This window comes from Cupriavidus sp. P-10, from assembly GCF_003402535.2.
Classification (GTDB): domain Bacteria; phylum Pseudomonadota; class Gammaproteobacteria; order Burkholderiales; family Burkholderiaceae; genus Cupriavidus.
This window is the reverse complement of record NZ_AP025171.1, coordinates 848,460-874,803: the sequence shown is the minus strand read 5'-3', so window position 1 is coordinate 874,803 and position 26,344 is coordinate 848,460. Positions and strand designations below refer to the sequence as shown.

General features: G+C 68.7%; 28 protein-coding genes. 11 read left to right on the top strand and 17 right to left on the bottom strand.

Going from position 1 to position 26,344, the window contains the following annotated elements; translation table 11 throughout:
* Window positions 1-10: 10 nt before the first annotated feature.
* Entirely contained in the window at window positions 11-1,360 is a 1,350-nt protein-coding gene (locus CTP10_RS21090) for a uracil-xanthine permease family protein (RefSeq protein ID WP_116319690.1), read from the bottom strand.
* A gap of 296 nt (window positions 1,361-1,656) precedes the next feature.
* Between CTP10_RS21090 and sorA the strand changes: the two genes are divergently transcribed.
* The 4 genes from sorA (at window position 1,657) to CTP10_RS21070 (ending at window position 4,591) form a co-directional block, all read left to right on the top strand.
* Window positions 1,657-2,943, top strand: a complete 1,287-nt coding sequence (sorA, locus tag CTP10_RS21085) for a SorA family sulfite dehydrogenase catalytic subunit (protein WP_116319691.1) — start codon at window positions 1,657-1,659, stop codon at window positions 2,941-2,943.
* 10 nt (window positions 2,944-2,953) lie between these two features.
* Window positions 2,954-3,607: a SorB family sulfite dehydrogenase c-type cytochrome subunit gene (gene sorB, locus CTP10_RS21080; RefSeq protein WP_116319692.1), complete on the top strand. Its 654-nt coding sequence runs from the start codon at window positions 2,954-2,956 to the stop codon at window positions 3,605-3,607.
* Between the two features lie 89 nt (window positions 3,608-3,696).
* The gene (locus CTP10_RS21075; RefSeq protein ID WP_116319693.1) at window positions 3,697-4,131 is read left to right on the top strand and encodes an ArsR/SmtB family transcription factor; all 435 of its coding nucleotides are present in this window, start codon (window positions 3,697-3,699) and stop codon (window positions 4,129-4,131) included.
* Complete coding sequence (locus tag CTP10_RS21070; RefSeq protein WP_116319694.1) at window positions 4,091-4,591, top strand: SRPBCC family protein; 501 nt, start codon at window positions 4,091-4,093, stop codon at window positions 4,589-4,591. Before CTP10_RS21075 ends, CTP10_RS21070 begins: the two co-directional genes overlap by 41 nt.
* 30 nt (window positions 4,592-4,621) lie before the next feature.
* Here the strand turns inward: CTP10_RS21070 and CTP10_RS21065 are convergent, their stop codons facing one another.
* The 3 genes from CTP10_RS21065 to CTP10_RS21055 form a co-directional block, all read right to left on the bottom strand.
* Window positions 4,622-5,458: a universal stress protein gene (locus CTP10_RS21065; RefSeq protein WP_116319695.1), complete on the bottom strand. Its 837-nt coding sequence runs from the start codon at window positions 5,456-5,458 to the stop codon at window positions 4,622-4,624.
* A 157-nt stretch (window positions 5,459-5,615) separates the two neighbouring features.
* Window positions 5,616-5,939 (bottom strand): hypothetical protein, encoded by a 324-nt coding sequence (locus CTP10_RS21060; RefSeq protein ID WP_116319696.1) that lies wholly within the window; start codon window positions 5,937-5,939, stop codon window positions 5,616-5,618.
* Window positions 5,940-6,044: 105 nt separating this feature from the next.
* Entirely contained in the window at window positions 6,045-6,986 is a 942-nt protein-coding gene (locus CTP10_RS21055) for a LysR family transcriptional regulator (protein WP_116319697.1), read from the bottom strand.
* Window positions 6,987-7,100: 114 nt separating this feature from the next.
* Here CTP10_RS21055 and CTP10_RS21050 point away from each other — a divergent pair, with 114 nt between their 5' ends.
* The 4 genes from CTP10_RS21050 to CTP10_RS21035 all read left to right on the top strand — a co-directional run bounded on the left by CTP10_RS21050 (window position 7,101) and on the right by CTP10_RS21035 (window position 9,470).
* Window positions 7,101-8,246 (top strand): DSD1 family PLP-dependent enzyme, encoded by a 1,146-nt coding sequence (locus CTP10_RS21050; RefSeq protein ID WP_116319698.1) that lies wholly within the window; start codon window positions 7,101-7,103, stop codon window positions 8,244-8,246.
* On the top strand, window positions 8,236-8,661 hold the full coding sequence (locus tag CTP10_RS21045; RefSeq protein ID WP_116319699.1) for a RidA family protein: 426 nt from the start codon (window positions 8,236-8,238) through the stop codon (window positions 8,659-8,661). The genes CTP10_RS21050 and CTP10_RS21045 overlap by 11 nt, the downstream gene beginning before the upstream one ends.
* A gap of 124 nt (window positions 8,662-8,785) precedes the next feature.
* A complete protein-coding gene (locus tag CTP10_RS21040; protein WP_116319700.1) occupies window positions 8,786-9,175 on the top strand; it encodes a hypothetical protein in 390 nt (129 codons plus the stop codon).
* A gap of 70 nt (window positions 9,176-9,245) precedes the next feature.
* Entirely contained in the window at window positions 9,246-9,470 is a 225-nt protein-coding gene (locus CTP10_RS21035; RefSeq protein ID WP_063240740.1) for a DUF3820 family protein, read from the top strand.
* A gap of 11 nt (window positions 9,471-9,481) precedes the next feature.
* On the opposite strand, the gene ggt is transcribed toward CTP10_RS21035, so the two are convergent.
* The 8 genes from ggt to CTP10_RS20995 form a co-directional block, all read right to left on the bottom strand.
* Window positions 9,482-11,200, bottom strand: a complete 1,719-nt coding sequence (gene ggt / locus CTP10_RS21030) for a gamma-glutamyltransferase (protein WP_116319701.1) — start codon at window positions 11,198-11,200, stop codon at window positions 9,482-9,484.
* Window positions 11,201-11,275: 75 nt separating this feature from the next.
* Window positions 11,276-11,812 carry a DUF1097 domain-containing protein gene (locus CTP10_RS21025; RefSeq protein ID WP_116319702.1) on the bottom strand — a complete coding sequence of 179 codons (537 nt, stop codon included), beginning with the start codon at window positions 11,810-11,812 and terminating at the stop codon, window positions 11,276-11,278.
* Window positions 11,813-11,850: 38 nt separating this feature from the next.
* Window positions 11,851-12,492 carry an amidohydrolase family protein gene (locus tag CTP10_RS21020; protein ID WP_233528126.1) on the bottom strand — a complete coding sequence of 214 codons (642 nt, stop codon included), beginning with the start codon at window positions 12,490-12,492 and terminating at the stop codon, window positions 11,851-11,853.
* Window positions 12,493-12,513: 21 nt separating this feature from the next.
* The gene (locus tag CTP10_RS21015; protein ID WP_233528127.1) at window positions 12,514-13,119 is read right to left on the bottom strand and encodes a hypothetical protein; all 606 of its coding nucleotides are present in this window, start codon (window positions 13,117-13,119) and stop codon (window positions 12,514-12,516) included.
* A gap of 135 nt (window positions 13,120-13,254) precedes the next feature.
* Complete coding sequence (locus tag CTP10_RS21010) at window positions 13,255-13,923, bottom strand: response regulator (protein ID WP_116319703.1); 669 nt, start codon at window positions 13,921-13,923, stop codon at window positions 13,255-13,257.
* A complete protein-coding gene (locus CTP10_RS21005) occupies window positions 13,920-15,014 on the bottom strand; it encodes a PAS domain-containing sensor histidine kinase (protein ID WP_116319704.1) in 1,095 nt (364 codons plus the stop codon). The genes CTP10_RS21010 and CTP10_RS21005 overlap by 4 nt, the downstream gene beginning before the upstream one ends.
* Window positions 15,015-15,301: 287 nt before the next feature.
* On the bottom strand, window positions 15,302-16,441 hold the full coding sequence (locus CTP10_RS21000) for an acyl-CoA dehydrogenase family protein (protein ID WP_116319705.1): 1,140 nt from the start codon (window positions 16,439-16,441) through the stop codon (window positions 15,302-15,304).
* A complete protein-coding gene (locus CTP10_RS20995) occupies window positions 16,434-17,606 on the bottom strand; it encodes a CaiB/BaiF CoA transferase family protein (protein ID WP_116319706.1) in 1,173 nt (390 codons plus the stop codon). Before CTP10_RS20995 ends, CTP10_RS21000 begins: the two co-directional genes overlap by 8 nt.
* A gap of 116 nt (window positions 17,607-17,722) precedes the next feature.
* Here CTP10_RS20995 and CTP10_RS20990 point away from each other — a divergent pair, with 116 nt between their 5' ends.
* Window positions 17,723-18,688, top strand: a complete 966-nt coding sequence (locus tag CTP10_RS20990; protein ID WP_116319707.1) for a LysR substrate-binding domain-containing protein — start codon at window positions 17,723-17,725, stop codon at window positions 18,686-18,688.
* A gap of 58 nt (window positions 18,689-18,746) precedes the next feature.
* Window positions 18,747-19,550, top strand: a complete 804-nt coding sequence (locus tag CTP10_RS20985) for a BPL-N domain-containing protein (protein ID WP_116319708.1) — start codon at window positions 18,747-18,749, stop codon at window positions 19,548-19,550.
* A 15-nt stretch (window positions 19,551-19,565) separates the two neighbouring features.
* Here CTP10_RS20985 and CTP10_RS20980 read toward each other — a convergent pair whose 3' ends face one another.
* The 5 genes from CTP10_RS20980 to CTP10_RS20960 form a co-directional block, all read right to left on the bottom strand.
* Complete coding sequence (locus CTP10_RS20980; protein WP_116319709.1) at window positions 19,566-20,639, bottom strand: DUF2955 domain-containing protein; 1,074 nt, start codon at window positions 20,637-20,639, stop codon at window positions 19,566-19,568.
* Window positions 20,629-21,768, bottom strand: coding sequence for an HlyD family secretion protein (locus CTP10_RS20975; RefSeq protein ID WP_116319710.1), 1,140 nt, complete (start codon window positions 21,766-21,768; stop codon window positions 20,629-20,631). The genes CTP10_RS20980 and CTP10_RS20975 overlap by 11 nt, the downstream gene beginning before the upstream one ends.
* The gene (locus tag CTP10_RS20970; protein WP_116319711.1) at window positions 21,765-23,339 is read right to left on the bottom strand and encodes an efflux transporter outer membrane subunit; all 1,575 of its coding nucleotides are present in this window, start codon (window positions 23,337-23,339) and stop codon (window positions 21,765-21,767) included. Before CTP10_RS20970 ends, CTP10_RS20975 begins: the two co-directional genes overlap by 4 nt.
* Before the next feature lie 18 nt (window positions 23,340-23,357).
* The gene (locus tag CTP10_RS20965) at window positions 23,358-24,479 is read right to left on the bottom strand and encodes an AI-2E family transporter (RefSeq protein WP_116319712.1); all 1,122 of its coding nucleotides are present in this window, start codon (window positions 24,477-24,479) and stop codon (window positions 23,358-23,360) included.
* A 157-nt stretch (window positions 24,480-24,636) separates the two neighbouring features.
* Complete coding sequence (locus CTP10_RS20960) at window positions 24,637-25,077, bottom strand: ferritin-like domain-containing protein (protein ID WP_116319713.1); 441 nt, start codon at window positions 25,075-25,077, stop codon at window positions 24,637-24,639.
* 245 nt (window positions 25,078-25,322) lie between these two features.
* Between CTP10_RS20960 and CTP10_RS20955 the strand changes: the two genes are divergently transcribed.
* Window positions 25,323-26,186 (top strand): adenylate/guanylate cyclase domain-containing protein, encoded by an 864-nt coding sequence (locus tag CTP10_RS20955; protein WP_116319889.1) that lies wholly within the window; start codon window positions 25,323-25,325, stop codon window positions 26,184-26,186.
* Window positions 26,187-26,344 lie beyond the last annotated feature (158 nt).

The window sequence follows — 26,344 nt, the reverse complement described above, 5'->3', positions numbered from 1 at the left end:
GGAAACGGGATCAGTGCGTGGCGGCGGCATCGTCGCCGACCGCCGGGGCCGGTGCCGCGGCACGCAAGCCCGTGTGGAAGAACAGGAAGTTGAGCAGCGCGGCGGTGATGGCGCCCATGGCCACGCCATTGCCGACCAGGATGCGCAGGTTGGCCGGCAGCCCGCCATAGATGCCAGGCACCAGGATCGGCAGCAGGCCCACTGCCAGCGCCACCGCGACGACATACATGTTGGCGTGATGGCGCAGGTCGACCTTGCGCAGCATGTCGATGCCCATGGTGCCGACGATGCAGAACACCACCAGCCCGGTGCCGCCTACCACCGCCTCGGGGATCGCGCTGATCAGCGACGACACCGGCACCAGCAGCCCGAACACCACCAGGATCGCGCCCGACACCGCGGTGACGAAGCGCGAGCGCACGCCGGTCGCACGGACGATGCCGATGTTCTCGCCGCTGGTGATGACCAGCGAGGTGCCGAACATCCCGCCCACCAGCGAGGTCAGCGCATCCGCGCGGATGGTGCGCGGCACGTCGCGCTGCTGGTCCACCGGCTTGCCGACCGCATCGCTGATCGCCAGCGTCTGGCCGGTCGCCTCCACCATCGAGATCACGGCGAACACCATCAGCGGGATCGCGGCCACCACGTCGAAGGTCGGCATGCCGAACGGGAACGGCGTGGGCAGCGCGATGACCGGCGTCATCGACACATGGCCGACATGGAAGGCACCGGTCAGCGCCGCGACCAGCGCCCCGCCCAGCAATCCCAGCAGGATTGCCAGCTGCGCCAGCATGCCCGTCAGCAACCGCGACGCGGCCACCGTGCAGGCGATGGTGGCAAACGCCAGCAGCAGGTTGAGCGGATCGACCGTGGTGCCCGCGGCAGGATGCCCCGCGACCAGCCGGCCCGATACCTGCGCAAGGTTGATCGCCACCAGCAGCAGCATCGTCCCCACCACCACCGGCGGGAAATACCGCAGGCAGCGCCGGAACACCGGCAGCACGCAGAAATAGAAGACGCCGGTCAGGATCACCGCGCCGGCAGCGGTCTGCACGTCGGTCTGTTGCGCGATCAGGATAAACAGCACGATCGGCGCGCCGCCGGGCAGCATCACGAACGGCAGCCTGGCGCCGATGCCGCGCTTGCCGAGCGACTGCAGCAGCGTGCCCAGCCCGCAGATCACGAAGGTGGCGCTGAGCAGTTGCACCGCCAGCGCGGGCGGGAAGTTGAGCGCCTTGCTCATCAGGAACACGGACGCGATCGGAGACGCGGCCATGACAAGGACATGCTGGAGGCCGAAGACGAACAGGCGCCGCCATGGCAGCAGTTCGTCCACCGGCGCGGGGGCGGCGTGGGACATTTAAAGGCTCCTCGTTTGGTGTGCCGGGCGGTTGTGCGGTGGCCGGTGGCCAAGCCGCTGCGTCTGTGCGCAGTTCGCCTCAGATGTTATGGATTTCCGCTAACAAAAACGTTTTGGTAAGTGTAGGGAAACCAAAACTGCGATGCAAGCGGTTTCTCCGGCCACCTCAAGCCCTATATCGACTAAATCGATAACAGCTAGCAGGAAAACCCGTTTCACAAGCTAACGCTGCCGGAGCAAAGTGTGCGCCACAACGCATCGCGCCCGACCCCGCGAGCGCCAAGGAGGAAGCCCCCATGCGAGACAAGACCCATCCCGCCGAGCCTGCCGTCGCCCCCGACAGCAACCCCCACCGCAATCCCCACTACGCCCCCGCGCGCCGCCGCTTCGTCCGCCATGTAGGCGGGCTGGCGCTGGTCGCCTCGCCGCTTGGCGCCCTTGCCGCAAAGGCGACCGACGGCGTCACGCTCGCCGACGGCCCGCGCCCGCTGGTGCGCTATCCCGGCAAGCGCCCGCTGGTGCGCGTCAGCACCCGCCCGCCGCACCTGGAAACGCCCTTCTCCACGTTCAACGAAGGGCCGATCACGGCAAACGACGCCTTCTTCGTGCGCTATCACCTGGCCAATATCCCGCTGTCGGTGGACCTGAACACGTACCGGCTGAGCGTGGGCGGCCACGTCGGCAAGCCGTTGCGGCTGTCGCTGGATGAACTCAAGAAGCTGGCCGACCCGGTCGAGGTGGTCGCGGTAAACCAGTGCTCGGGCAACAGCCGCGGCTTTGCCGAGCCGCGCGTGTTCGGCGCGCAGCTCGCCAACGGCGCGATGGGCAATGCGCGCTGGACCGGCGTGCCGCTGCGCAAGGTGCTGGAGCATGCGGGCGTCAAGGCCGGGGCCAAGGTCGTGACCTTCAACGGCATGGATACGCCGGTGCTGCCGAGCACGCCGGATTTCCGCAAGTCGCTCGATATCGCGCACGCGATGAACGGCGAACCGCTGCTGGCCTGGGGCATGAACGGCGAAGACCTGCCGCTGCTTAACGGCTATCCGCTCAAGCTGGTGGTGCCGGGATATTTCGGTACCTACTGGATCAAGCACCTGTCCGAGATCGAAGTGCTCGACCACCCGTTCGAGGGCCATGACGCGTTCTTCATGACCAAGGGCTACCGCGTGCCGGACAACGACTGCCAGTGCGTGGCCCCCGGCACGCCGCCCGCCAGGACGCGGCCGATCTCGACGCTGGCCGTGCGCAGCTTTATCACCAGCGTCGAAAGCGGCGCCAGGCTGCCGGCCGACCGCACCGTGGCGCTGAAGGGCATCGCCTTCGACGGCGGCGCCGGCATCCGCACCGTCGAGGTTTCGGTCGATGGCGGGCAGAACTGGCAGGCCGCAACGCTCGGGGAGGACCTGGGCCGCTTCTCGTTCCGCGCGTGGCAGTTGCCGGTGAAGTTCGCTCGCAAAGGCCCCGCGGTGCTGATGGTGCGCGCCACCAGCAACAACGGCGAGACCCAACCGGCCAAGGCCAGCTGGAACCCCGCCGGCTATCGCCGCAATGTCATCGAAGCCACGCCGGTCACCATCGCCTGAGGAACGCGCCATGAAAGCAACCATCGCCCCCGCGCTGCTGGCGCTCGCCTTGCTCGGTGCCGGCAGTGCCTGCGCCGCGCCGCAGGACATCAAGCTGCCGGCGGAGAACATCAAGCTCAAACCCGCCAAGCTGCCGGGCTACGGCATCGCCATGCAGAAATGCGCGATCTGCCATTCGGCCGACTACGTCTCCTACCAGCCGCCCGGCCTGAGCCTGGCGCAATGGACCGCCGAGATGAAGAAGATGCAGCAGGCCTACGGCGCGCCGATCGACGATGCCGAGGTCGAGCAGCTCGGCGCCTACCTTGCCGTGGCGTATGGCTCGGCCAAGGCCAGGGATCCCGAGATCGTGGCGATCGCGCAGAAGGCCGGCAAACCGGCCGCCGCCCCTGCCCCCAGCGCCGCCGCGGCCAGCGTCGACCTGCAGGGGCTGCTGGCAAAGAATGCCTGCCTGAGCTGCCACAGCGTGACGCAGAAGGTGGTGGGACCGGCCTACCATGAGGTCGCCGTGCGCTACAAGAACGATGCGCAGGCCCAGGCGAAGCTCGAAACCAGCATCCGCGGCGGCAGCAGCGGCAAGTGGGGCGCGGTGCCGATGCCGCCGTTTGCCAGCCTGAAGCCCGACGAAGTACGCGCGTTGGCGGCCTACGTGCGCCAGCAATAACACGCGCCCTGCAAATCGCGCCCCGGCCGTCGCCGGGGCGTTTGCCTTTTTGCCTTGCCAGACGCGACGGCATTCCTATACTTAGCCACATGGCTAACCATTACGCCGACCAGTCCGCCCAGTCCGCCCAGTCCGCCCAATCCGCCTTATCTGCCGTTCCCGAGCTGTCCGACGTCTTCTACGCGCTGGCGGATCCCACCCGCCGCGCCGTCGTCACCATGCTCGGAGGCGGTCCGGAAACGGTCTCGGCGCTGGCAGCCCCGTTCGCGATGGCACTGCCCTCGTTCCTGAAGCACCTGCAGGTGCTGGAGCGCAGCGGTTTGATCCGCTCGCGCAAGACGGGGCGCGTGCGCACCTGCGAGCTGGTGCCGCAGCCGCTGTCCGAGGCGCAGCAATGGCTGGCCGATCAACATGCGCTTTGGGAGGCCCGCACCGACCGCCTCGCCGCCTTTGTCGAAGCGCTTCACCAGGAGGAACTGTCTGATGCCGAACGGAAACAACGCAAGCCCCAACACAAGCCCTGAAGCCACCCGGGACCTGGTCATCTCGCGCCTGCTCAAGGCCCCGCGCGCCAAGGTCTGGCGCGCGTGGAGCGATCCGGAACTGCTCAGGCAATGGTGGTGCCCCAAGCCCTGGACCACCGAGGTGCGCGCCTTCGACTTGCGCCCCGGCGGCGCCTTCCATACCTTCATGCAAGGCCCCGACGGTGGCACCAGCGACAATCCCGGCTGCTTCCTGGAGGTGGTGCCGATGGAGCGCATCGTCTCCACCTCGGCACTGGTCGCGGGCTATCGCCCGGCCACGCCATGGCTGTCGATGACCGCGGTCATCACCATGGAAGACGAAGGCGACGGCACGCGCTACACCGCGCGCGTGATGCATCCGGACGAGGCCACGCGCAAGCAGCATGAAGAACTGGGCTTCCATGAGGGCTGGAATACCTGCATCACGCAGCTGGAGGAATTTGCCTCGCAGCTGAAGTAAGACGGCAAGAAGGTTGCGGCGGCGCGGGCTTCAGTGCGAGAACAGCACCGGCACGGTCATCGACTGCAGCAGCACGCGGGTCACGCCGCCAAGCACAAGCTCACGCAGCCGGCCATGGCCGTAGGCGCCCATCACGATCAGGTCGGCGCCAAAGTCCGCGGCGCGCGACAGGATCAGCTCGCCGATGGTCAGGTCGGCGCCGCCGGGGCCGTGCTCGACCTCGACCGAGGCGCCTTGCCGTTCCAGCACCTGCACCGCGTGGCTGACTGGCGTGGCATCGGCGCGCAACTCCTTGGCAGCGGTATGGGCGCCGAGCACGCGGACTTGCGCGCCAGCCAGCAGGGGCAGCGCGTCATGCAGGGCACGCGCGGCCTCGCGGCTGCCATTCCAGGCCAGCAGCACGCGCGTGCCGACGGTGCTGAATTCGCCGGCGCACGGGACCACCAGCGTGGGCCGGCCGGATTCCAGCAGTAGCGCTTCCAGCAACTGCCGCGCGACCGGGCCTTCGATATTGTCGCCATCGTACTGGCCCGACACGATCAGCCCGGCCTCGCGCGCTTCGCGCAGCGCCAGCGTGACGGGGTCGCGATCGACGGCACGCCAATCGGCCACGACCCCCAGTTCGCGGGTGGCTGCCTCGAAGGCGCAGTGCATGTTTTCGCGCTGCAGCCGGCGGCGCTCCTGGTCTTCGGCCAGGCAGCGCTGGGCATTGCCCGTGCGGTAGGACCAGCCGGGGTCGGGCACGCGCCCGGCCAGCAGGCCGATCAGCGGGCAGCCGGCGGCGCTGGCAAGGCGGCCGGCAAGGTGCAGGCGGCGGCAGGACTGTGGATTGCCGTCCAGGTGGACCAGGATGCTGTCGTAGGCCATGATGCCCTCGCTTCGGTCTTGTTTGCTTCCAGTCTAGGCGGCAAGACCGATTGGGCCTTGACCCGGGTCAAGGCGGCCGGAACCCGCGCTTCATCCGGTTCGCACGGAAAGCGACAGCGAACGTAGACGCTCAGGCGCCATAGGCCGCGGGCATCACTCAATCGTCGTAGCCATCGTGCCAGCGGCGCCATTCCCGCTCGCGCCGCCTCTGTTCACGCCACTCGCGCTCGCGCCACTTGCGCTCCCGCCATTGCTGTTCGCGCCAGGCGCGGGCATGCCCGTCGTCGTAGTAGGCCGGCGCCACGACCACCGGCTGGGGTGGTGCCACATAGACCGGCGCCGGCTCGTAGTAGACCGGGGGCGGCGCCACGGCATAGCCCGGAACGCCGATGCCGATATCAACGTTGACGCGGGCCTGGGCGGTGCCCGGACCCATGACTGCGACGCCCGCGAGAGCGCAGGCGGCCAGGATTGTTCGCATGGTGATGTCCTCCTGGCCGGCAATGTAGCGGCGCCCCGCGGCCGCAGGTGTTGGCAGAACGTTAGGCACGTAGCAACGTGTAACCGCGCCGGCGCTTTCGCTGCGCTAGCGGCGGCCCTTGCCGTCGGCCCTGCCGCGTCCGCTGCCCAGCGCCTCCTCCAGGAACTGCATCAGCGCCTGCACGCGCGCCGTACGCCCGCGCCGCGTGGGCACCAGCAAGGTCACCGGGGCGCTGTCGCACTCCCAGTCGGCCAGCACCCGCACCAGCGCGCCGCGCGCGATGGCATCGGCCGTATCCCATTCCGAGCGCAGCACCAGCCCGAGCCCCTGTTCCGCCCACTGGCGCGCGACGCTGCCGTCGTTGCTGGTATAGGCCGGCACCACGCGCACGGTTTCGCGCGCGGGCGGGCGCCTGGCGGCGCGCGTGGCTGGCCGGCGGAAGCGCCATAGCGTCACGTCCTCATCGTTCTCGCGGATGCAGATGCAGGCATGGTCGAGCAGGTCGCGCGGCTCGGCGGGCGTGCCGTGCTGGCGCAGGTAGCCGGGGCTCGCGCACAGCCAGCGCGCATTGGGCGCGAGCGTGCGCGCGATCCACGACGAGTCGCGCACCGCGCCGACGTGGATCACGGCATCGGAATCATGGCGGTCAGGCCACGGCGTCTCGCGCAGGTCCAGCTGCAGCCGCAGGCCCGGGTGGCGCTCGGCAAAGCGCGCCAGCAGCGGCGCCACGTGGTGCCGCCCGTAGCCGAACGGCGCGGCGATGCGCAGCGTGCCCGTGAGCCGGCTGTCCTCGCGCCGGAACGATTCCGGCAACGCCTCCAGCTGCGCCAGCAGCGCCGTGCCCTCACGGGCAAAGCGCTCGCCCTCGGGCGTCAGGCTCAGCCGCCTGGCGGTGCGGGTGGCCAGCGCCAGCCCCAGCGTGGCCTCCAGCTTGCGCAGCCGTGCCGACAGCGCGGGCGGCGTCACATTGAGCGAACGCGCGGCCGCGCTCAGCGACGGCGACTGCGCGAGCGCATCGACCAGGCGCAAGTCCTCGATCTGGATCATTCACTTCAGCTTAACGATTGATGTTCCGCCATTTAACCACGGGCTACCGTTTGCTTCCTACACTTGGGGAAACCATGCCACTCCAGCCATTGACAGAACCACCCGTGAAAAAACATGACCCTTTCCCATACCCCGCTGGCGCAACTTGAAACGCCAGCGGCAGTGATCGACATCGTGCGCATGCAGCGCAATATCGACCGCATGCAGGCGCGCATGGATGCACTCGGCGTGCGCTTCCGCCCCCATGCCAAGACCAGCAAATGCACGCCGGTCGTGCGCGCGCAGATCGATGCGGGCGCCAGCGGCATCACCGTCTCGACGCTGAAGGAGGCCGCGCATTTCTTTGCCCACGGCATCAGCGACATCCTCTACGGCGTTGGCATGGTGGCCAGCAAGCTGCCGCAGGCGCTGGCGCTGCGGCGCCAGGGCTGCGACCTCAGGATCGTCACCGACAGCGTAGAGTCCGCACGCGCCATCGTGGCGTTCGGCGCCGCGCATGGCGAAGCGTTCGAGGTCTGGATCGAGATCGATACCGACGGCCACCGCTCGGGCATCCGCCCGGACGAGCCGGCGTTGCTCGAAGTCGGCACCGTGCTGCATGAAGGCGGCGCGCGCCTGGGCGGCGTGATGACGCACGCCGGCTCCAGCTACGACCTGGACACGCCCGAGGCACTCGCGGCAATGGCCGAGCAGGAACGCGCCGGCTGCGTGCATGCGGCGCAGCGCCTGCGCGGGGCGGGCCTGCCGTGCGCTGTGGTCAGCGTGGGCTCGACGCCCACCGCGCTGTCCGCGCAAGGCCTGGAGGGCGTGACCGAAGTGCGCGCGGGCGTCTACGTCTTCTTCGACCTGGTCATGCACAACGTTGGCGTATGCGCCACCGGCGACGTCGCGCTGAGCGTGCTGACCACAGTGATCGGGCACCAGCCGGACAAGGGCTGGGCCATCGTCGACGCGGGCTGGATGGCGATGAGCCGCGACCGCGGCACGCAGAAGCAGAAGCGCGATTTCGGCTACGGCCAGGTGTGCGCGCTCGACGGCGCGGCCATCGACGGCTATGTGCTCAGCGGCGCCAACCAGGAACACGGCATCCTGTCGCGCGAGGGCGAGCCTGACCGCGATATCGCCGCGCGCTTCCCGATCGGCACGCTGCTGCGTATCCTGCCCAACCACGCCTGCGCCACCGGTGCGCAGTTCCCCACGTACCACGCGCTCGCCGCCGACGGCGAGACCACCGAATGGAGCCGACTGCATGGCTGGTAACCCCGACACAAGCGACCGCACGATCTGCACGATCCGGACGATCTCCCCGGACACCCTGGCCACCCCGGGCGGACACTACAGCCACGCCACCGTCGCCAACGGCATGGTCTTCATCTCGGGGCAACTGCCGATCACGCCGGACGGCCGCAAGCTGGCCGACGCGCCATTCGCCGAGCAGGCCATGCAAGTGCTGGCCAACGTCGAAGCCGCGCTGGTAGCAGGCGGCAGCAGCATCGGTGCGCTGGTGCAGGTGCGCGTCTATGTCGACAGCATCGACAACTGGCCTGTCTTCAACGCGATCTACGCCGCGTGGGCGGGCGCAGCGCGGCCGGCGCGCGCGGTGGTGCCCACCGGCCCGCTGCACTTTGGGCTCAAGGTGGAGGTGGAAGCGGTGGCGCTGGCATCGCGCGCGTAATTAACCCGCTCACGCGGGCTTGGCAAGGCTGGTAAATCACCGTTGCAAAAACAAACAGAATGTCAGGTGGCTCGGCGCTAAAGTGGCCCTTCCCATGCCTGAAGGCAATTTTGGAGGTACACGCATGAAGCAACATCTGGCGAAATCCCTGTTGATGGCTGGCGCGATGGTCGCGTCTTACCCGCTGTTCGCACAGCAGGCCCAGCCCCTTCAACCGGCCCAGCCGATGCCAGCCACGCAACCGATGCAAGCCACCCCGCCGGCGCTGTCCGCGCAGCCGATGCAAGCCATGCCGGCCACCGCGCCGTCCGCACAGGTCGCGCAAGCCCCGGGCGCAGCCAGCCCGTACGCACCGGCAGGCCAGCCCGCGCAACCGGGCATGGCGCCTGCCCCGGTCGATCCGATGCAGGCAGCCGCGCCGGCCGGCGCCGTCGACCCCGCCAGCATGAGCCTGGCCCCCGATGCGCTCGGCACCCGCCTGGGCCAGCGCAGCTCCTTCCTCGACGGCGCCTGACGCCAGTCCCCGCGCGTCAACGGCGGGCGCAAGCTGTGGTAGCGTAGCGCCCTGCCGATTTGACGCCACCATGACTCCGTTCGATTCCGATGCACTGAAGCGGCTCGTCAGCGTCACCATGCCCTACGGCAAGCACAAGGGCACGGTGATCGCCGACCTGCCGGGCAACTACCTTAACTGGTTCGCCCGCGAAGGCTTCCCGCCAGGGGAGATTGGCGGGCTGCTGGCGCTGATGCACGAGCTTGACCACAACGGCCTGTCCCACTTGCTGAAGCCGTTGCGCGGGCGCGGCTAGCCGCGCGCCGGCTACAGCCCCAGCGCGCGGCCGTCGCTGCGCGGGTCGTGCGCGCCGGCAAGCTGCCCCTTCGGACCGATCCGGATCGCGCCCGGATGCCCGGCCAGCTGGCTCTGCGCCGGGATCGGGCTCAGCTGGTGGCCGCGCGCCGCCAGTTCACTGAACACCTGCCGGCCGGCGTCCTGTTCGAGCTTGAGGCTGTCGCGGCTGTCCGAGAAAGTCTTGCCCAGCAGGAAGCGCGGCCGGCCAAGCGCGGTCAGAGGATCCATGTCGTAGTCGATCATGCGCGTGAGCACCGCCGCCAGCGTCTGCGGCTGTCCGTCGGCGCCCTGCGTGCCGTAAAGCAGCCGCGGCCGGCCGTTCTTCAGGTAGATGCCCGGGTTCAGCGTATGGAAGGGCCGCTTGCCGCCCTGCAGCACGTTGGGGCTGGCGGGATCGAGGCTGAACGACGCGCCGCGGTTATGCCAGAGCACGCCCGTGTCGCCCACCACCACGCCGCTGCCCCAGTCGAAATACACCGTTTGCAGCATGCTGACGCAGCGGCCCTCGCGGTCGGCCGCGCCGATATACACCGTGTCGCCGGGCTGGTAGACATGCGGCCACGGCATGGCCCGTGCCATGCGGATGCGTTGCGCCTGCGCATCCAGGTGCCGGCGCGACAGCAGCCGATCCACCGGTACGTCGACAAAATCGGGATCGGCAACGTAGCGATTGCGATCGAGAAACGCCAGCTTCACGGATTCGACCAGCAGGTGATAGTAGTCCGCACTGCCCTCGGGCACGGCCGACAGGTCGAAGCGGTCGAGGATCCCCATGATCTCCAGCGTCGTCACGCCCTGCGTGGGCGGACGCAGGCCCAGCAGTTCGCCGCCACGGTAGGCAACGCGCAGCGGCACTTCCTCGCGTGCCTGGCAGCGCGCCAGGTCGTTGGCGCGCAACGGCGAGCCGGCCTGCGCCAGCCCTGCCGCAAGCCGGCCGGCGATATCGCCCTCATAGAACTCCCGCCCGCCCTGCGACGCCAGCCGGTCCAGCGTGCGCGCCAACTCGGGCTGGCGGAACATTTGGCCCGGCTTCGGCATGCGCCCGTCGGGGGCAAACACGCGGCCGAAGCCACTCCAGGCCGGCAGGTCCGCGGCGCGGAACTCCTGCCAGAAGCATTGCGACGGCGTGACCGGGAAGCCGTTGGCCGCGTACTCGGTGGCGCGCGCCAGCAGTGCCGACCACGACTGGGTACCGCTCCACTGGCTCTTGCTGAAGGCAAAGGCACGGTCCCAGATCGCGACCGTCGCGGCCGCGGTCAGCGCAGATCCCGGCCCTCGCAACGGGATGGCGCCGCTGTAGCCAGGCGATTCTGCAGCGGCCTGCCCGATCCCGGAGAACGAGCGCACATTGCCGTCGCGGTCGCTGATCACCAGGAAGGCATCGCCGCCAAGCCCCGTGAAATGCGGATAGGTCACGCCCAGCACGGCGCCGATCGCAATCGCGGCCTCGATCGCATTGCCGCCTGCCTTCAGCACTTCCAGCCCCGCCTGGCTGGCGAGCCCGTGCGGGCTGGTGACCATGCCTGCATCCGAATGCGCGAGACTGGTGCGCGCCGCGGGGGCGACGTCCTGCGCCGCCTCGGCGCCTGCTGGCGCGAGGATCGTGCTGCCCGCCAGCGCCGCCGAGCCTGCCAGGAATGCCCTGCGCGAAGTGCCGCCGCAGGGATCGACTTCAATCGTATGTTCCATGCCCACTCCCCCGGGAAGACTGGCTGCGCCGCGCCGCGCGGGCAGCCGCGATGATGATGACGATGTGATGGCGGCTCAGGCCTCGCGCTTGTGCGCCGGCCATGGGCGCTCGACCAGGCTTTCCGGCGCCGAGTAGCGCGCCTTGATCCACGCATAGGCCGGCCCCATTGCATTCATGGCGATGACGGCGCCGAGCGCGGCGACGGGATCGCCCGGCGTGGGCCCGAAGCCGCCGAACAGCGTGGCGAAGTACGAGGCAAAGCCGAAGAACATCCCGGGAATAAAACGCAGCGTGTAAAAGACGCGCGCCAGGAACATCATGCTGGCGTTGAGCATGAACAGGATCACCATCTCCGCCGCGATCAGCGCCGGCCCCGAGAACTGCTCGGCGGCCTGCCTGAAGCACAGCACGATCACGAACGCGAACAGCGATCCCACCGGCAAGGTCGGCCAGAGCTTCTTCAGGTTCTCCGGCGTGGGCCCGCCCATGGCAAAGGTCGCGGCCCAGCTGATAAAGATGGCCCACGGGGGCAGGTGCGAGGCATGCGCGGCAATGGGCACGGTGGTGATGGCCAGCAGCGAGGCCACGACTTCGGCGGGCAGCTTCTTCATGATCGTCTCCTGGAAAACTTGAAAGGTATGGGGGCGGTTCAGTGCGCGCAGCATTGGTGCCGGCGGATGTCGCAGCGGTGCTGCGTCACCACCGTGATCCGCCCGCGCTTGACCACCCACAGGCGCGGCGGAATGTCGATCAGCGCGTCCGCCACCCTGAAGGTGTCGAGGATCACGATATCGGCCTGCCGACCCACTTCCAGGCCATAGCTGTCCTGCAGCCCGATCGCGCGCGCGGCGTTGTGCGTGCCCATGCCGAGCACCGCGAGCTGGTGCTCCGGCACGCCAAGCTGCGCCACGTGCGCGAGCATGTTGCCGATCTGCAGCATGTCGGCCTTGCCGAACGGCGTGAAGGCATTGCGGATGTTGTTGGACGAATACGCCACGTTGACCCCGCCGTGATGCAGGGCCTTCACCGGGGTCAGCCCGCGGCGCTGGTTCTGCGCGTCCTTGCGCCCGCCCAGGTACAGGTCGGTCGCGGGCAGGGTCACGATGCTGATGCCGGCCTCGCGCAGCTGCGCCACCAGCGGCTCCAGCTGCGCCATGTCGAGCGCGCCCAGGCTGGTCACATGGCCCAGCGAGACGCGGCCCTGGTAGCCGCATTCGATGGTCTTGCGCGCGATGTAGTCGACCGCGGCAAAGCGCTGGTCGGCGGTGTCGTCGGCAAAGTCCGCATGCATGTCGACCGGCGCGTCATAGCGTTACGCCAGCTCGAACACCATGTCGATATGACGCACGGTGTCGGCCCAGCTGAGCTCGTTGTACGGGCAGCCGCCGACCACGTCCGCGCCCATGTCCATGGCCTCGATCATCAGCTCGCGCGTACCCTGCGACTTCAGGATGCCCTCCTGCGGGAAGGCCACGATCTGCAGGTCGAGCAGGTCGTGGTATTCCGCCTTGAGCTCCAGCAGCGTCTCCACCCCGATCAGCCCCTGGATCAGGTCGACGTCGGGATGGGCGCGGATCGCGACGGTGCCGTGCCGGACCGCCATGTCCAGCACCTGGCGCGAGCGGTCCAGCACGTCGTGCCGCTGCTGCTTGCTTTTCAGGATGCCGGTGACGCGGATGGCCTCGTCCAGCGTGCCCAGCCGGGCGGGCAGCCGGCGATGCAGCAGCGCCTTGTCCAGGTGGAGGTGCGGTTCCACCAGGCCCGGGATGGCGGCGCGGCCGCCGGCTTCGATCACTTCGTGCGCCGGCGCGTCGATGCCGGGTTCGATGGCGGCAATGCGCCCGTCGCGGATGGCGATATCGGTCAGGGGCGCGTCGTCGCGGACGCACGCGTCCCGGATCAGCAGGTCCAGCTGCATGGCGTGTCTCCTCGGGTCTTGTGGTTCTGTCGGAGCCGCTGCCCCGTGACCTGAAGCGTAGGTGCCGGCGCGCGCCGGCTGCATCAGGATCGGCTGAATTCGACCTAAGGATCGGCCTAGCTGCGCCGCAGCATGCTATGGGGTGTGGCTGGCCTCCCCGAGCTCTCCCGCTTCCGCCAGCAACCCGTGCCGGATGGCGTAGTGCACCAGCCCGGCGGTGGAGGAGAGTTCCAGCTTGGCCAGGATATTGGCCTTGTGCGTACTGACCGTCTTGCCGCTGAGCGACAGCGTCAGTGCGATCTCATTGATGCCCTGCCCTTCGGCCAGCATCTGGAACACCTGCAGTTCGCGCGCCGTCAGCCGCGCATGCGGCAAGGCTGCCAGCGGCTGCCGCGCCTGCCCGATCAGCTTGTCCGCAATCGCGGCCGACACCGCGGTGCCGCCGCGCGCCACCTTGCGGATGGCGCCGATCAGCTGGTCCGATTCGACATTCTTGGTGAGATACCCGGCAGCGCCGGCGCGGATCGCCTGCACCGCGTACTGCGACTCGCGGTACATGCTCAGCACCAGCACGGGCAGCGTGGGATAGCTGGCCTGCAGCTGCTGGATCAGCACGATGCCGCTGCGGCCCGGCATCGACATATCCAGCAGCAGCACGTCCGGCAGTTCGGCGCGCAGCAGCGCGAGCAGTTCGTTGCCGTCGGCGGCCTCGGCCACCACCTGCATGTCCGGCACGGTGGACAGGATCTTCTTCAGCCCGTCGCGGATGATGGTGTGGTCATCGGCCAGCAGGATGCGGATCATCTGGTGTCTCCTCCGGTAGCCCCGGTAGCGCCGGTAGCGCCGGTAGCCCCGGCAACGCTGTCGCGCGGAATCAGCGCCTCGATCCGCGTGCCGCAGCCCTTTTCGCTGGTCACCATCAGCTTGCCCCCCAGCATTAGCGCGCGCTCGCGCATGCCGAGCAAGCCCAGGCTGCGGCGGCGGCCGGTGACGGAGGTATCGATGCCGCAGCCGTTGTCGGCAACCACCAGCCGCAGCATGCCGTCCGCCTCGCCCAGCTCAACACGCACGCGATCGGCCTGGCCATGGCGGCAGGCATTGGTCAGGGCTTCCTGGGCGATCCGGAAGACCGCGGTGCTGACTTCCGCACTGAGGTCCGCTACCGGCTCAAGCGCGGTTTCGCCGGCAATGCCGCTGCGCTCGGACACCGACTCGACCAGCCAGTCGATCGCCGAGGCCAGCCCCAGTTCGTCCAGCACCGGCGGGCGCAGGTCCGCCGCAATGCGCTGCACCGCGTCCACCGTCGAGTCCGCGATCTCCTTGAGCATCTGCACGTGCCTGCGGTACGCATCGTCGGCAGCCGGCCCCTGCTGTGCCTCGATGAAGCTGAGGCCCAGGCGCAAGGCGGTCAGCGACTGGCCCAGCTCATCGTGCAGCTCGCGCGAGATACGGGTGCGTTCGGCCTCGCGCACGGATTGCAGGTGCGCGGACAGCTCGCGCAGCTGCGCGCGCGAAGCCAGCAGCTCCTGCTCCGAGCGCTTGCGGTCAGTGATATCGCGCGAGATCCCCACCGTGCCGATGACCTCGCCGCGCGGGTTGCGGATCGGCATCTTGATGGTGTCGAACCAGCGCACGCTGCCGTCCTTGCCATGCCGGCTTTCCTCGTAGCGGCGGCGCACGCCGCTGTCGACCACCGACTTGTCGGTATCGAGGTAGACCTGGCCCCATTCCGCCGACCAGACCTGGTCCGGCGTGCTGCCCAGGATCTCGGCCTCGGTGCGTCCGCATGCGGCCATGAAGGCATCGTTGACCAGCACGTAGCGCGAGCTGGCGTCTTTCAGCCAGGCCTGGTCCGGGATGTTGTTCAATATGGCGCGCTGCAGTTCGACGTCCATGCCTCCCCCTTTTGCAGGGCCGTCCGCCGCCCTGCCTGGTCCGGTCCTTCGGATTGAGTCGGGACGCGCATGCATTCATGCCAGTTGCGCATCAATTGCATTGATTGCATTGATTGCGCAAGCGGCGCGCGGCCCCCGCAGACTATAGCCAGCGGCGGGCAGCTGCGCCCTTGTCGTTTTCCTGAATGGGCGAGATCGCCGGATGCGGCCTGGGCGTGGCTTGGGCGTGGCCTGGGCGTGGCCTGGGCGTGGCCTGGGCGTGGCCTGGGCGTCTTGCTGCGCCTGCCCTACGCCAGCACCGCGCGCGCAATCACGGTGCGCTGGATTTCCGAAGAACCCTCGTAGATGCGCAGGATGCGCGCGTCGCGCACCAGCCGCTCCAGCGGCATCTCGCGGGTGAAGCCGTAGCCGCCATGGATCTGCAATGCGGTATCGGTCACAAAGGCGACCGTTTCCGAGGCGTAGAGCTTGGCCATCGATGCCTGCTCGGTAAAGGGCTCGCCGTCGCGGCGTCGCACCGCGGCCTGCAGCGTCAGCAGCCAGGCCGCTTCCAGACGCGTGCGCATGTCGGCAAACATCCACTGCAGGCCCTGCTTGCGCGCCAGCGGCTCGCCGCCGACCTGGCGCTGCCGGGCCCAGTCGACCGCGCACGCCAGCGCGGCTTCGGCAATGCCGAGGCTGGTGGCGGCGACGTCGAGGCGGCTGTTGTCGAGCACTTTCATCGCGGTGCGGAAGCCGCTGCCTTCCGGGCCCAGCCGGTTGGCGGCCGGGACGAAGCAGTCCAGCGCCACCTCGTGCGCCGGCGCGCCGCGGATGCCCATCAGTTTCTCGGCGGGCGCGACCTCCACGCCGGCGCTGTGCCGATCCACCACGAAAGCGCTGATGCCGCGCGTGCCGGCGGCGGGATCGGTCTTGGCGTAGACGACGATAAAGTCGGCGGCGTCGGCATTGGAGATGAAATGCTTGACGCCGCGCAGGCGGTAGCCGTCGCCCTCGGGCGTGGCGCGCGTGGCCATGTCGGCGGGGTTGGAGCCGGCGCGCGGCTCGGTCAGCGCGAACGCGCCCAGCTTGCGGCCGGCGGCGGCGGCGGGCAGGTAGCGTTCGCGCAGGCTGTCGTCGCCGCCGATCAGGATGGAGTCGGTGGCCAGGTAGTGCGCGCCGATCATCGACGAGGTCGACGCGCAGGCCTTCGCGACTTCGACCAATGACAGGATCAGCGCAACCGGCGAGGTCTCGGTGCCGCCCCAGCGTTCCGGCAGGTTCATGCCCATCAGGCCAAGCTCGGCAAGCTGCGGCACGTAACGCGTGGTGGAGGTTTCGGCGCGGTCCACTTCGGCGGCGTTCGGCGCCAGCTCGCTCTGCGCAAAGCGGCCGATCGCATCGGCAATCTCCAGGTCTTCCGCTTCGACGCCCATTCGCTTATGCATGTTGCTTCTCCTTATTGAAATCGTGCACGGCCAGGATGGCCTCGGTGTGCTGGCCCAGTGCCGGCGCGGGCGTCACGCGGTTGGCGCCGTACGCGGAAAACTTGACCGGCTGCGACGGCAGGCGCACCGTGCCGCCGTCCGTGTCGGGCACCTCGGTCAACAGGCGCCGATGCGCGGCGTGCTCGCTTTCCAGCGCTTCCCTGACATTGCGGATCGGCGCGACCGGGATGCCCGCTGCGCCCAGCGCCGCGTTTACCTCCGCCACGGTGCGCGTGGCCGACCAGCCTTCCAGCATGGCGCGCAGGTCGGACTCGAAGCGGCATCGCGTCTCGTCATCGGCAAAGCGCGGATCCTGCGCCATCGCCGGCTGGCCAATGGCGTCGGCAAGCGCCTGGAACAGCTTGTTGTTCAGCACCGCCACCACGTAGAAGCCATCCGCGGCGCGGTAGGCGCCGAACGGTGCGGACGACGGATGGCGGTTGCCCACGCGCCGCGGTGCCAGCCCGGTGGCCGCGTAGCGCGCGACCAGCGTGGCGCTGAGGCTCAGCGTGGCGTCGAACATCGACACATCGACATGCGTGCCGCGCCCGGTCTTCTCGCGCGCCAGCAGCGCGGCCAGCACGCCCCACGAGGCAAACAGGCCGCTGACCGCGTCGGACACGGCTTCGCCAAGCATGGTCGGCGCGCCGTCGGGCGCGCCGGTGGCATCCATCAGCCCGCACATCGCCTGCAGGATGATGTCGTAGGCCGGCCGGTGCGATTCCGGGCCGGTCTGGCCGAAGCCCGACACACTGGCGTAGACCAGCGACGGGTTCAGTTCGCGCAGCGCGGCGTAGCCGATGCCGAGCTTGTCCGCGACGCCGGGACGGAAGTTCTCCACCACCACGTCGGCACCGCGGCACAGCGCACGGGCGACGGCCAGGCCGTCCTCCGTCTTCAGGTCGATCACGATGCTCTGCTTGTTGCGGTTCATCGCGGAGAAGAGGCCGCTCTTGCCGTCGGCGAAGGGGCCGACCGCGCGATAGTCGTCGCCACCGGGCGGCTCGACCTTGATCACTTCGGCGCCGAGGTCGCCGAGCAGCGCGGTGCAATAGGGGCCGGCGAGCACGCGCGAGAAATCGATCACGCGGAGGCCGGCCAGCGGCAAATCGGACAGGTGGGTCATTGTCTTGTTCCTCCAGGGCTTGCGGGGCCCGGCAACGGGTTCCAGTCAGCCGATTCTGCGCAGCGCAGGCTATCAAGTAAAATATTGATTTCTAGTAGCACCTATAGGCTTTTCTAATGCCTTCGCCAACCTCTCCCGCGCGCGTCTCGTTGCGCCTGCTGCGCTACTTCGCCGCCACGGCGGAAACCGGCAGCACCACCGCAGCGGCGCGGCTGCTGAACGTCTCGCAGCCCTCCATCTCGGTTGCCATCCGCGAGCTGGAAGGCTTGTTCGACGAAGCCCTGTTCGCACGCGACGCCGGCACGAAGCTGGCCCTGACGCGCTTCGGCGCGCGCAAACTCGCGGAAGCGCGCCAGATCCTGGGCGCGGCGACGGCATTCGAGATTGACAAGCGTGGCGACGGCGACGCCGGCGAAGTGCGCATCGGCGTCTTCCGCACGTTGGCGCCGGCCTACCTGCCGGCGGTGCTGCGCGTGGCGCGCGAGCGCTATCCCAGGCTGGCGGTGCGTTTTGTCGAAGGCGACCTGGCCCAGCTCGAAGACTGGCTGCACGGCGGCCAGATCGAACTGGCCCTGACCTATGACGTGGGCCTGCCTGCCGAGATCGGCCGCGAAGTGCTGGCGGAACTGCGGCCCTATGGGCTGGTGCCGGCCGGCTCGAAGCTGGCCCGCGGCAAGGCGGCGATCTCGCTGCACGCGCTGGCGCGCGAGCCGCTGATCCTGATCGACCTGCCGCACAGCCGCGAATTCCTGATGGCGCCGTTCTGGCAATTCGGCCTGCAGCCGGAGGTGCGCTACCGCGCCACGTCGCTGGAGCTGGCGCGCAGCATGGTGGCGAACGGGCTTGGTTCGGCGCTGCTGATCACGCAGGCGCCGGCGTCCGGCCAGTCAGCCAGCGTCGTGGAAAAGCCGATCCTGGAGGAAACTGTGCGCCAGCCGCTGGTGATCGCGCAGGCGGGTACCGGCCAGACGCGCGCGGCGGCGCTGCTGGCGGAATGCGTACGCGAAGCCGTCGGTGAAACCATGGCGGCGCGGGCGGCACCCAGGAAAGCCGGTACTGCGCCAGCGCGCAAACTAAGGTAGAAATCTGGCCAGGGGCACGCGTTGCCTGTGCCACCCCGAACCAATCGCCACGACCAGCATGTCCAAGCCCCAGATCCTGACCTATGTCGACGCCGGCGCCTCCGACTGGACCGCCTGCCTGATGCGCACCATCGGCCACCAGTTGCAGGCCGGCGCCTATGAAATCCGCGCGGTCATGGCCGACGATATCCGCCATGACCGCACGCTGTTCGACGACGCGGTGATGTTCGTGATGCCCGGCGGTGCCGACCTGCCCTACTGCGCGGCGCTCAATGGCGCACCCAACGCACGCATCCGCAGCTTCGTCGAGAGGGGTGGCGTCTACCTCGGCATCTGCGCCGGCGCCTACTACGCGTGCCGCGAACTTGCCTTTCACGCCGGCACGTCCGGTGCGATCTGCGGCGCGCGCGAGTTGCGCTTTGTCGACGCGGTGGCGGTCGGCTCGTTGCCGGACCTCACCGGCGGACGCCTGTACGACGGCACGCCGCGCACCGCCGCCGCCGTGGAGATCCGCACCACCGACCACCTGACACCGGCGCCGGTCTCGCTCTACACGCATTACCACGGCGGCTGCCTGTTCGATTTCGGGGGCGAGCCCGGCCCCGGTACGCAGGTGCTGGCGGTCTACACGGGCATGGCCAGCACCCCGCCCGCCATCGTGGCCGCGCGCGTCGGCTACGGGCGCGCCATCCTGACCGGGGTACACCTGGAGATTTCCGAGCGCGAGTGCAAGGACGCGCTGCGCGGCCACAGCGACATGGATGCGCACGTCCACGTTTGCCACCGGCTGGCCGAGACCGGTGACACCCAGCTGGCGGTCTTCCGCCAGTTGCTGGCGCATGGCGGGCTGGCGCTGGGATAGCAGGCGTCGTCCGTATCAGCGTGCTGCCCGGCGCACCGCGCGCGGCTGGTCCAGCAGTTCGATCATCAGCCAGGCGTACAGCGTGACGCCGATAAACAGCCCCATGCGCACGACAAAGGCGGTATAGACGTCCTTGCCGGCCGCGCTGTCCTGCACCGATTGCCCCAGCAGGATGACCAGCGTCACCAGCGTATTGAGCCAGAAGCCGGGCGCCTGGCGCGTGGGACTGAGCCCGTAGAGCTTGCGCGCCACCAGCAGCGCGAACAGCAGCATCCACAGGAAATACATCCACAGGTGCACGAACAGGCTGAGCGCGCCCCAGAACGCGATCGCCAGCAGGCCGCCGAGCAGGGTCGAGCCCAGCAGTTCGCGGCCCGCGTTGCGCGCGGAGGTGGTGCAGCTCTGCCGGCCCAGGCTGACGGCCTTCATGATGATCGGCATGTAGACGGTGGGATCGGTCATCGTGAGCAGGAAGGCGGGCATCACCACCAGCGCCGCGCGCAGCGCCACCCACGCCGCCAGGTCGTCCGGCAGCGTGCTGGCCGCTGGCGCCGGCGGCGTCCCCGCGGGCTCGGGAAAGAGCCAGTGCCCGATCGCCAGCGCCAGCACCGCCAGCAGCAGCCCCTTGACCAGCGCGGCGATGACCGTCACGGCCAGGCCGAAGTCGAAGGTGCCGGCCGACGAGATCATGGTCAGGCCGACTACCAGGAAGGTCGAGACCAGGTTGTTGCCGCCGCGCAGCCCATCGCGGAATGCCAGGAACAGGCACAGGCCGGTCAGCAGCACGCCGCTCGCCGGGTAGTGGCGCAGCAGGGGAATCAGCAGCAGGCCGCTGCCGGTGGTCAGCATCACCACCAGCGACAGGCCCACGCCGGCCTTGAGGGCCAGCGGACGGTTCATGCTGGCCAGCAGGAACACCGCCAGCACGGGGGCGAGCATCGGGATCGGCAGGCCCAGGCCGAAGCTGGCCGCCAGGCACAACGCGGTGCCGCTGGCCAGGCGCAGCGCGCGCCGTGCGCGCGGCGAAGGTAGCGGCGGTGGTGATGGCGGTGACGGTAGCGGTGCCGGCACGGGGCCGTCAGTAGACATACGACAGCCAGCTCATCAGGTACAGGAAGGCGCGGCCGAGCGGGTTGAGCGGGTTGCCCTCCGTCGGGAACGCCATCACTTCGGCCTGCCCGCCCACGCGCACGCCGCGCAGCGACGACAGCTGCCCCGGATCGAACTCCACCGTCACCGGGAAACGCTGGGCCGGGCGCAGCCAGTCGCGGCTGTTCTGCACCGTCGGCAGGCTGCCGGCCGGCGTGGGGGGGCCGCCGACACTGATGCCGTAGCCGACGCTGCGAACGCGCCCGGTAAAGATCCGCCCTGGCAGCGAATCCAGCACGATCGCCACCGGCGTGCCGGGCACCACGTGGCCAAGGTTGTTCTCGGTCATCTCCGCATTGATCCACACGTCGTGGATGGTAATCAGCGTCATGACCGGATTGCCCGCGGCGGCAAACTGGCCGGTCTCGGTGCGCAGGTCGGTGACCAGCCCGGCCGAGCGCGCGCGCACGCTGGTATTGGCCAGGTCCAGCTCGGCCTTCTCCAGCGCGGTGGCGGCGCTGCGCAGCTTGGCGTTGTCTTCCGCGCTGCCGCCCTCCTGCTCGCGCGCACGCTGCACCTCGGCACGCGCCGCGGCAACCTGGGCGGTGGCGGCTTCCAGGCTGGCGCGCGCGATCTCGAGCCGGCGCAGGGAGATCGTGCCCTGGTCCTCACGGTACAGGCGCTCCAGGCGTTCGCTGTCCTGACGCGCCTTGACCTCGTTGGCGCGCGCCGCGCGCAGCGCCGCCTGCGCCGATTCAATGCCGGCGGTGCTGGCGCCGATCTGCCGGCGCGTCGATTCCAGGTCGGCGCGCGCGCGGTCGACGGCGATCCGGTAGTGCTGCGGGTCGACCTCGAACAGCACCGTGCCAACCGCCACGTCCTGGTTGTTGCGCACCTGGACGCGCGTCACGCGCCCCGAGACCTCCGATGCCACCGGCACCACGAAGGCCTGCACGCGCGCCTGCGAGGTGTACGGCGTAAGCCGGTCGGCCATCAGGTACCACACCAGGCTGACGGCAATCAGCACAAGCACCCAGCGGATGCCTTTCTTTGCCGGATCGGCGGCCGGCGCCGCCGCTGGCGGCGGAGGCGGCGGCGGGACTGCTGCGGGCTGCGGCGCGTCGCTCATCGGGCCTCCGCGTTGGATACCTGCCGTGGTGTCGCAGGAACGCCGGCGCTGGCGGGCACGGCCGGCCGCGCGGCTTCGTCGAACAGATCGCCCCAGTTGGTGCGTTGCTGCATCTGCTGGCGCGTGGCCGGATCGACCAGCGGCAGTTCGCTGTGCCACCCGCCGCCCAGCGCCTTGTACAGCGCGATCAGGTTGCTGACGGCGCTGCTGCGGTTGAGCACGTAGGCGTCCTGCTGGGCCGCCAGCGCACGCTGCGCGTCCAGCACGCGCTGGAAGTCGGAATAGCCCTCGCGGTAGAGCGAATTGGCCAGTGACAGCGAGCGGTTGGCGGCGACGGTGCCGTCGCGCAGGATCTGCTCGCGCTCCAGCGACTTGAGCAGGCTGCTGGCGGCATCGTCCGCTTCGCGCGCGGCCTGCCGCACCGCGTCCTGGTAGGCCACGATCAGCTGCTGCAAGCGCGCATCCTGCACCCGCACGTTGTTGCGGATGCGGCCATAGTCGAACACGTTCCAGCGCAGGCTCGGCCCGCCAACCAGCGCCAGCGCGTTGGGCGTGCCGGCCAGCGTGCTGGCAGACCATACGATGCTGCCCAGCAGAGACACCGACGGGTAGAGATCGGCCTCTGCCACGCCGATCAGCGCGGACTGTGCCGCGATCTGCAGTTCTGCGGCGCGCACATCGGGACGGCGCAGCAGCAGGCTGGCGGGCACGTCCTGCACCACGGCGCGGTCGATCAGTGGCAAGGCCCCTTCCCGCTCCGCCAGGTCGGGCAGCTCCGGCAGCGCGCCGGGCGGATGGCCCGCCAGCACCGCCAGCGCATTGCGCGTACGCAGGATCTGGCCTTCGAACTCGGGGATGCTGCTGAGCGTGCCCAGGTACTGCGTCTTGGCTTGCTGCAGGTCGAGCTCGTCGGTCTCGCCGCTGCGGAACAGGCGCTCGGTGATTTCATAGCTGCGCTGCTGCAGCCGGGCATTGTCGCGCGCGATGCGCAGCCGCGCCTCGGCCGTGCGCAGCGCGAAATAGGTTTCGGCCATCTGGGCGCGCAGCAGGACCAGCACATCCTCGTGGTTGGCGCGCGCCGCGAAATACGCGGCATCGGCCGACTCGATGGCGCGGCTGAAGCGCCCCCAGAAATCCAGCTCCCAGCCAATGTCAAAACCCGCGCTGAACTGCCAGAAGCGGTTGTTCTGCGGGTTGCGCCCGCCGGCCTGGCGGCTGGAGGTATAGAGCACGTCGGTGCTCACCTGCTGCAACTGCGGGTAGCGGCCGCTCTGGGCGATGCCGAGCTGCGCGCGCGCTTCCATCACGCGCAGGCCGGCGATGCGCAGGCCGGCGTTGTTGGCATCGGCCTCGGCGATCAGGCGCTCCAGCGTCGGGTCGTCGAATACCTGCCACCACTGCCGGATGTCGGGCGCCGGGCGCTGCTCAGTGGCACCCTGCAGCGCGGGGCTGTCCCATGACGGCGTCCACGCCTCGCGCTGCGGCTGGAAGTCCGGCCCCACCCGCGCGCACGCGCCCAGGCACAGCGCGCCGGCCAGCAGCATTCCGTTGAGCCGGTTGCGGTCGGGCATGGGGCGAGCCGGCTTACGCTATTCCGCGGTCTGCTCGATGGATTCAGGAACCTGCTGGGTTGGCTGCGGCGGCGGCTGGTCTTCAACCCACTGCCAGAACAACCGGTAGGCCACCGCCAGCATCACGGGTCCGATAAAAAGCCCGATGACACCGCCGGTGACCATCCCGCCCAGCGCGCCAATCAGCACCACCGGCATCGGCACGTCCACGCCGCGGCCGAGCATCAGCGGCTTGAGCACGTTGTCGGCCAGACCCGCAACGAAGGTGTAGATGGCAAAGATGATGGTCGCCAGGCTGGCGCCCTCGGTGGCGAAGACAAAGGCGATCACCGGGATGGTGATCAGCGTCGCCGGCAATTGCATGATGCCGAGCAGCAGCACCGCCAGCGCCAGCAGGCCGGCGCCGGGGATGCCCTTGACCACGAAGGCGACGCCGATCAGCAGCATCTGGATAAAGGCGATGCCTACCACGCCCTGCGCCACGGCGCGGATGGTGGCGGTGCACAGGTCGGCCAGCCGGGGGCCGCGCTCCGGCCCGAACACGCGCGAGGCGATCCGCCTGGCGCTGTGCGTCCCTTCCTCGCCATAGGCCATGATGATGCCGGCGATGATCAGCGCGAACAGCAGGATCAGCAGGGCTACGCCGACGCCGGCGAGCTTGCCCAGCAGCGCCAGGCTGAAGCCCTTGAGTTGCGGCATCAGCTTTTCCATCACCGCGGTCAGGTCAGTGGCCGCCTGCAGCCAGAAATCGTAGAGCCGCTGCCCGACGAGCGGCCACGCGGCGACCGATTCAGCCGGCATCGGGATATGCACGCGGTCGTCCCTGACCATGGCGATGGCGTTCTCCACCGAATCTATCAGTGCCTGGCCCAGCAGGTAGGTCGGCACCAGGATGATGGCAAGGACCAGCACGACGATCAGTGTGGCGACACGCCCGTCGTGGCCTCCCATCCGCGCGCGCAGCCTGACCTGCAGCGGGTAGATGGTCACCGCCAGGATCACGGACCACAGCAACAGGTCGACAAACGGGTGGAAGATCTGAAAGCAGAAGATCGCCAGGACGGCGATCAGCCCGGCCCGGATCAGTACGTCAAGCAACCCGCGGGACAGCGTCTTCTCGGAAATGGGCGTGGGCAACATCGATCGTCTCCCTGCGGTGCAAGTCGCAAAGGTTCACATCGGTACGCCAGCCTTGCGCTGGGCGCCGGCCGCACTCCAGTCTAGGCGAGCCAGCGGGCTCGGGCAACCTTTCCGTCACCCGGGCCACGTGCGTGCCCCGATGCATGCCGCCCCGGGGCTACGTTTGTCCGGGCTTGCGCAGCATCTTCTCGACCTCGCCGGCATGCAGTTCCTCCAGCTGGATCGACTCGCGCGCATATTCTTCCAGCGCCACCGAGCGGCCTTCGACCAGGCCAAGCAACTGGCGGTACAGCTCCAGCGCCTGCCGCTCGTTGGCCAGCGATTCGCGCAGGATGGTGCCGATATCGGTGGTATGGCTGTCCAGCAGCTTGGCGATGCCGAGCGAGGGATAGGCGCCCAGCGTGGTGATCCACTCACCGGCCTGCTGTGCATGCAGCAGCGATTCGTCGGCCTGCTCGCGCAGCCACGACACCACGGGGATGCGGCCGAAACCGAACACCAGGAAGGAATAGTGCGTATAGCGCACAACCCCGGCGAGTTCGGCTTCCAGTATCTGGTTCAGCACCCCGACGACCTTGTCTTTCTCGATTTCCGCCATGGCATCTTCCTCACGGGTTGCAGGGACAAAAGCAGGCTGATTCATTCTAGTCGGCGCCACGCCACACCTGAGCGTTCGCGCACTGGCGGCGAGCGCGTGCGGGCAGCAATCCGGCAGTGGAATTCCTATCATGCAGACGTGGCGCGCCTGAAGTAGCCCGGCGCGGCCCACCCGGAAAACTGACAATCTCGCCGGTGATGCAAAAGGATCCAGGTTCGCCAGCTGACCAATGCGACGGCGCCGTGATGTTCGCGGACATCTGCGACAGCACGCGGCTCTACGACAAGGCCGGCGACGCGGTGGCTCTCGCCGCCATCCGCCATTGCCTGGCGCTGATGAAGACGCGCGCCGCGCAGGCGCAGGGGCGCGTGGTCAAGACTATCGGCGACGAGATCATGGTGCTGTTCCCCGCCGCCGACCAGGCGATGCAGGCGGCACTCGACATGCAGGAAGGCGTGGCCGGGCTGGCGCCAATCGCCGGCATTGCCTTGTCGATCCATATCGGCTTCCATCACGGCCCGATCCTGTCGGACGAAGGCGGCGATGTGTTCGGCGACACGGTCAACCTGGCCGCGCGGCTGGTCAAGCTGGCCTCGCGCGGGCAGATCATCACCAGCAAGCATGCGGTGGAGCAGTTGTCGGCACCGCTGCGGCAGATGACGCGCGCGTTATATCCGATCCAGGTGCGGGGCAAGCACCAGCTGGTGGAACTCTACGAGGCGATCTGGCAACAGAACACCGAGCTGACGCTGGTCGCCCCGGTGGACGTCGCCGCGCGCCGCTCGCTGTTCCTGTCGCTGCGCTACCGCGACACCCTGTTCGAGATGGACGCCACCTCGGCGCCGCTGACCATCGGCCGCGACGCCACCATGAGCATCGTCATCCTGGACCGGCAGGTCTCGCGCTTCCAGGCTACCGTCGAGCCGCGCGGCGGCCGCTTCGTCCTGATCGACCGCAGCTCCAACGGCACCCACGTCCGCATCGACGGCGAAGACAACCTGATGCTGCGCCGCGACGAGATCACGCTGCGGGGCCACGGCTGGATCACGTTCTCGCCGCCCGGCGATGCCGGCCAGGAGGCGATTGAATTCTTTGTCGAAGAAGACTGAGCCCGGCCCTGCACACCTGCAAGATGGCGTGGAAATTCTCCTTGACTTCAGTCGATCCGTATCCCATTATGCTTTTCATCGCATGCGATTTAAACGCTTGCGACAAATCAGCGGAAGCTGCTTATTTTTTACCAATTAATATCGTATACGATGTAATC